Below are 4,974 nucleotides of genomic sequence, written 5' to 3'. Positions count from 1 at the left end.
TCCAGTTCGTGGCATACCCCATTCTACAACTAATCCAACGAATTACTGACGCACGACACTAGGGTGTGTCTGATAACTGTCTGGTCCAGGCGATGACGCCGTGTAGTAGCCATCGGAAACCAGGACAATGTCGCCCTACGCTTCAGCGGTGCAGTGGGACTGATGTTTAACGTGTTCATGGTGCTGGTCGCCATCGCCTCGATCATCCTGACAGTCCCCAAAGACAAGGTCCAAGAGGCCCAGCGCGGCAAGGACGTGGCTCCTCCTCCTATCGGCAACTGAGTGCTTGTCAGCAGCCTCAGCCCAGGGCGTGTCTGAGAATTGTGTGAGCAGTTGGTTGGGAGTCTGGAGGGTATGTCTCGGTTGCAGGTGCATGCGGATACTCAGTGGGAGCTGATCGCAGATCAGTTGCCCAAGCCACAGGCCGTAAAAGGCCGGCTCTTCGCTGATGCCCGCATGGTGGTCGAGGACATTATCTACCGATACAGGTGTGGGATCGCTTGGCGGGTCTGCCAGAGGTCTTCGGTCCGTGGCAGACGGTATGGACATGGCACCGGCGGCTAGCGGCACCTGGGATGACATCCTGGCGAAGCTGAGGGCTTGTCAAGTAGTTTGTGTGCGGGGTTTATAAGTAGGGGTTGATGCGGTCGGGGTAGGCTGCCGCCAGAAAGTCCTACCCGGTGCGCAGCTGCTCCATCATGTGATTGGCCTCTGCGGGGTTGGTCGATGCCTCAATGATCCGCCCACCGCGATTCGCCGACACCGCACAGCAGTGCCGGGACCTGCTTGGGGCCACCCGATAGCATAACGGGCATGTCACTGAGCCCCCACAAGGGTGACGACGCACCCGACTCAGAACCGACCTGGGTCGGTGGACTGCGCAACGCCGCTCTGGTCGTGGTGCTGCTGGTGATGGTTTGGGTGGCGTTCAACGTGGACCTGCCTCCTGCCGACCAGCTGCAGGCATCGATCGCTGAGTTCGGGTGGGCCGGGTGGCTGGTCTTCATCGCGCTCTATGCGATCGTCGCGCTGACTCCGATACCGGTGACGATCATGGCGGTCACCGGCGGGCTGCTCTTCGGGCTGGCCATCGGCAGCGTGCTCTCCATCATCGGAGTGTTCCTGGGGTCATGGGGCGCCTACTGGCTGGCCCGAGGGCTGGGAAAGCGCACCGTCAAACGGCTGTTGGGGCGCTACCGATCCCGGGTCGAGGGGCAGCTGAGCAGCGCCGGCTTCGAAGCGGTCACCACCCTGCGCCTGCTGCCCGGGCTGCCCTACTGGCCGGTCAACTACGGCAGCGGCGCCTTCGGCCTCAGCACCGCGGTCTACGTTCCCGCCAGCCTGCTCGCTATGACCCCGGGCCAGACCTCACTGGTAGCAGTGGGGAACTTCATCGCAGAACCAGGGGTGATCGCCGGCATCTGGGTGCTCATCGCCTGGGCGGTGGTTCTGGTCCTCACAGTGGTGTTCTACCTCAGGTGGCGCCGAGCCTGGAAACCCAAGCCTTCCGACGACGACCACCAAGACACCGACGACGGCGAAGAGCGGCGCTGAACTACTGGTCGGGGCGCAGTTCCATCAATGCCCCGGAGTCGGTGGCGATCCACACCGCGCCGTCGGGCGCTTCTTCCACTTCGCGGATCCGCTCACCGAAGTCCCACTCCTGGGCCGGTTCGGCGCTCTCACCGTCCAGCTCCACCCGGACTAGGTTCTCACCGGAGAGGCCGCCGAGGAAGGCACTGTCCTGCCACTCGGTGAAGAGCTCGCCCTGATAGATCATCAGGTTACCCGGCGAGATCGCAGGCGCGAACGATCGAGACTGACGGGGACCAGCCACGACGAGGCGGACGTACTATCGAAAGTGTGACCTTGCACTACCAGAGACGAGGAGCATGCTCATGATGGACTGGGGCGGTACGGGCGGCATGGTGCAGATGTGGATTTTCGGCCTGCTGGTGCTCCTCGGGGTGATCTTGCTGGTGATCGTAGTGGTGAAGGCCTTCACCGGCGGATCCTCCACCACCGCTGGATCCGGCGCCACCGGTGAGGTAGGCGCAGGCCCTGGCCGGGCGCGGGTGATCCTCGATGAGCGCTACGCACGCGGCGAGATCGACACCGAGGAATATCAGGAACGGCTTCGGACCCTGGAGGAGGACGGCCGGTGAGCTCGTTGACGCGCCGGCAACTGCTGGTCCTGGGCGCGACCGGGGCAGGGGCCATCGTCGTGGGCGGAGCCGGACTGTGGTGGACCACCACCGGCGGCCCTCGTCTCACCGGCGGTGCAGACTTGATCCAACCGGAGACGTTGGTCAGCCGCGACGGCGTGCTGGAACTGGACCTGATCGCCGCACCGGCACGTATAGAGGTCGGTGGACGGGAAGCCTTCGTGCAGGCCTTCAACGACTCCCTGCCCGGACCGACCTTGCACGTGGCCCCGGGGGACACGATCGGGGTAGCGATGCATAACCAGCTTCGGACGCCGACGAACCTGCACGTGCACGGGTTACACGTGTCTTCGGAAGGCAACGGTGATAACCCGTTCGTGAGCATTGACCCCGACGAGTCCTTCGACTACGAGTTCGCCCTGCCCGCCGACCACCCGCCAGGTACCTACTGGTACCACCCGCACCGCCACGGTCACGTGGCCGAGCAGGTCGGGGCCGGCCTCTACGGAGCCATCATCGTGGAGGACCCGGAGCCTGTCGCGGTGACCCGGGAGCGGGTCATGGTGATCTCGGACCTGACTCTGGACGCTTCCGGTAACCTCGCTGAAGTCAATCAGATGCAGCAGATGGTGGGCCGGGAAGGTGAGCTGGTCCTGGTCAATGGACAATTCCGCCCGCAGATCACCGCCGCGCCGGGGGAGCGGGAGCGCTGGCGGATTGTCAATGCCTGCCCCTCGCGCTACCTCCGGCTGCAGTTGGCCGGACAGCAGGTCCGCCTGTTCAGCCGCGACCTCGGGCGGCTGCCGACCCCCGAGGAGGTCACCGAAGTGATCATCGCCCCCGGCAACCGCATTGAACTGCTCGTTGAAGCCACCGAGGGCTCCTCGGCCCTGGTCGCGGCACCGGTGGACCGCGGCGGCATGGGCGCCATGATGGGCGGGGCCATGATGGGTGACAACGAGCCCGGCAACGACGAACCAATCAGACTGCTCACTCTCGAGGTGTCCGGGGCCCCCGCCACGAGGCTCGCGCCTGTGTCGCGGGGCCCAGCCCTGCGAGATCTGCGGAAGGAGCCGGTCGTCGCCACCCGCACCGTGGACTTCGCCATGGGCATGGCCGGGGGCATGGGAGGCGATCGGCCGATGATGGGCGGTGGAGGGCGTGACGAGGCGACCACCATGATGACCTTCACCATCAACGGTCAGGAGTTCGATCCGGACAGGACAGACATCTCGGTGGCGACCGGGACTGTGGAGCAATGGACCCTGACTAACTCAAGCCCCATGGACCATCCCGTCCACCTGCACGTGTGGCCCATGCAGATCATCGACGATGGGGACCGCGAGCTGTCCGAACCGAGATGGCAAGACGTTGTCAACGTCCCGGCTTTCGGGAACGTGAAGGTACTCATCGCCTTCGATGACTTCCCTGGGCGCACCGTCTACCACTGCCACATCCTCGACCACGAAGACCAAGGCATGATGGGCACCGTCGAAGCCCGCTGACCGAACTCAAGTGAAGGACACAGTGGTGGACGTCCCGCCCAGCCACCGACTAAGGAAGCAGAAGGAAGACACCAACTGCTTTCAGTAACGCGCGAAAGCCCAGTTGTGCACTCTCGTTCTGTTACTGGCGGCTTGGACAGGAGGCCTAGCTGCCACTCGTTCGACCATGAGATCCTAGGCACTCAATGGGGTGCCACGGACCGCGTCTCCCGGCGACTCGCCTGAACCTATCGTGGGACCCACCAGTTGCTCAGGAAAGCTCACCAACATGCCGACCATGTCCGCTCTTGAAGGGCTACTCTGCCGCAGCGGACCCTGGAGGCACGTGGCTCGCCGGATGCTCCCATGGAGCACCCAAGGATTCGCGTTGACAGGTGAGGTGCTCGAGATCGGTGGTGGGAGTGGCACTATGGCCGCAGAACTTGCCCGCACGAATCGGCAGGTACACCTCACGGTGACCGACCTTGACCCCACCATGGTCCGCGCGGCACGACACGGGCTAGCACGCCTACCGCAGACCACGGCGGAGCAAGCCGACGCCACACACCTGCACTATGACAATGAGTCTTTCGACGTCGTGACGAGTTTCCTCATGCTTCACCACGTGATCGACTGGGAAAGCGCTGTAAGCGAAGCCTCCCGTGTCCTGCGACCAGGAGGGCTGTTCCTTGGATATGACCTGGTCGCCTCACGGATGACAACACTGGCCCACCTGATCGACCGATCCCCACACCGACTCATTGAGCACGGACAACTAGAAGCGGTCTTGGCCCAGGCCGGCTTTGAACCAGTTTCCGTGCGGTATTCGTACGGTGGTCTCGTGTTGCGCTTCGCCTCCCGCAAGGCGTACACGCCAGTGGTCGCCGACCTCAACACCGAAACCCCGTAAGTGATCATTAGCAGATGAGAACACCACAGGGCGCCTCAGCAATGAATGGGCTCGACTGTTGACGTTACCCTCTGGGGTATAACATGACTTATGAAGCCACCCGAACGCGCTAGGCCAAGGAGCATTTTGAGGAGACCCAACGCTCTCATTGCGGCTTTTGGTCGCAACGGCTCCGCGGGTGGCGCGCCATCTTCGCTCCCCATGGCTTCCTCCGCCGGGATCCGCGGCGGAGTCCACTTTCAACGGCCTCCGGACAACGCCTTCGATCGTTGCCGGATGAGGGTCGGAATTACATAAGGAACTCAAGCTGGGAAGGAAGACGAGCATGCAGGATACGATCAAAGTTGCGGTGAATGGTTACGGGGTTATCGGTAAGCGTGTAGCTGACGCGGTGGAAGCCCAGGAAGACATGGAG

5 protein-coding genes and 1 pseudogene are annotated in these 4,974 nt (G+C 63.2%); 5 read left to right on the top strand and 1 reads right to left on the bottom strand.

Annotated features, from left to right (window positions below):
• Positions 1–354 precede the first annotated feature (354 nt).
• Together GNZ21_RS12470 and GNZ21_RS12465 are read left to right on the top strand one after the other, a co-directional pair.
• Positions 355–601: pseudogene (locus GNZ21_RS12470) on the top strand (transposase); the annotation flags it as partial.
• A gap of 212 nt (positions 602–813) precedes the next feature.
• Positions 814–1,554 (top strand): TVP38/TMEM64 family protein, encoded by a 741-nt coding sequence (locus tag GNZ21_RS12465; RefSeq protein WP_229659635.1) that lies wholly within the window; start codon positions 814–816, stop codon positions 1,552–1,554.
• Position 1,555: 1 nt separating this feature from the next.
• On the opposite strand, the gene GNZ21_RS12460 is transcribed toward GNZ21_RS12465, so the two are convergent.
• Positions 1,556–1,837, bottom strand: a complete 282-nt coding sequence (locus GNZ21_RS12460) for a PQQ-dependent sugar dehydrogenase (RefSeq protein ID WP_268234891.1) — start codon at positions 1,835–1,837, stop codon at positions 1,556–1,558.
• A gap of 55 nt (positions 1,838–1,892) precedes the next feature.
• On the opposite strand from GNZ21_RS12460, the gene GNZ21_RS12455 reads away from it, so the two are divergent.
• The 3 genes from GNZ21_RS12455 to GNZ21_RS12445 all read left to right on the top strand — a co-directional run bounded on the left by GNZ21_RS12455 (position 1,893) and on the right by GNZ21_RS12445 (position 4,559).
• The gene (locus GNZ21_RS12455; protein ID WP_308805477.1) at positions 1,893–2,165 is read left to right on the top strand and encodes an SHOCT domain-containing protein; all 273 of its coding nucleotides are present in this window, start codon (positions 1,893–1,895) and stop codon (positions 2,163–2,165) included.
• A complete protein-coding gene (locus GNZ21_RS12450) occupies positions 2,162–3,670 on the top strand; it encodes a multicopper oxidase family protein (RefSeq protein WP_188503866.1) in 1,509 nt (502 codons plus the stop codon). The genes GNZ21_RS12455 and GNZ21_RS12450 overlap by 4 nt, the downstream gene beginning before the upstream one ends.
• A gap of 268 nt (positions 3,671–3,938) precedes the next feature.
• Entirely contained in the window at positions 3,939–4,559 is a 621-nt protein-coding gene (locus tag GNZ21_RS12445) for a class I SAM-dependent methyltransferase (RefSeq protein WP_157324841.1), read from the top strand.
• Positions 4,560–4,974 lie beyond the last annotated feature (415 nt).

Origin of the sequence: Nesterenkonia alkaliphila (assembly GCF_009758175.1) — a bacterium.
GTDB lineage: Bacteria > Actinomycetota > Actinomycetes > Actinomycetales > Micrococcaceae > Nesterenkonia > Nesterenkonia alkaliphila.
Note: the sequence above shows the minus strand (reverse complement) of the source record. Positions and strands in the feature narration are given on the sequence as shown.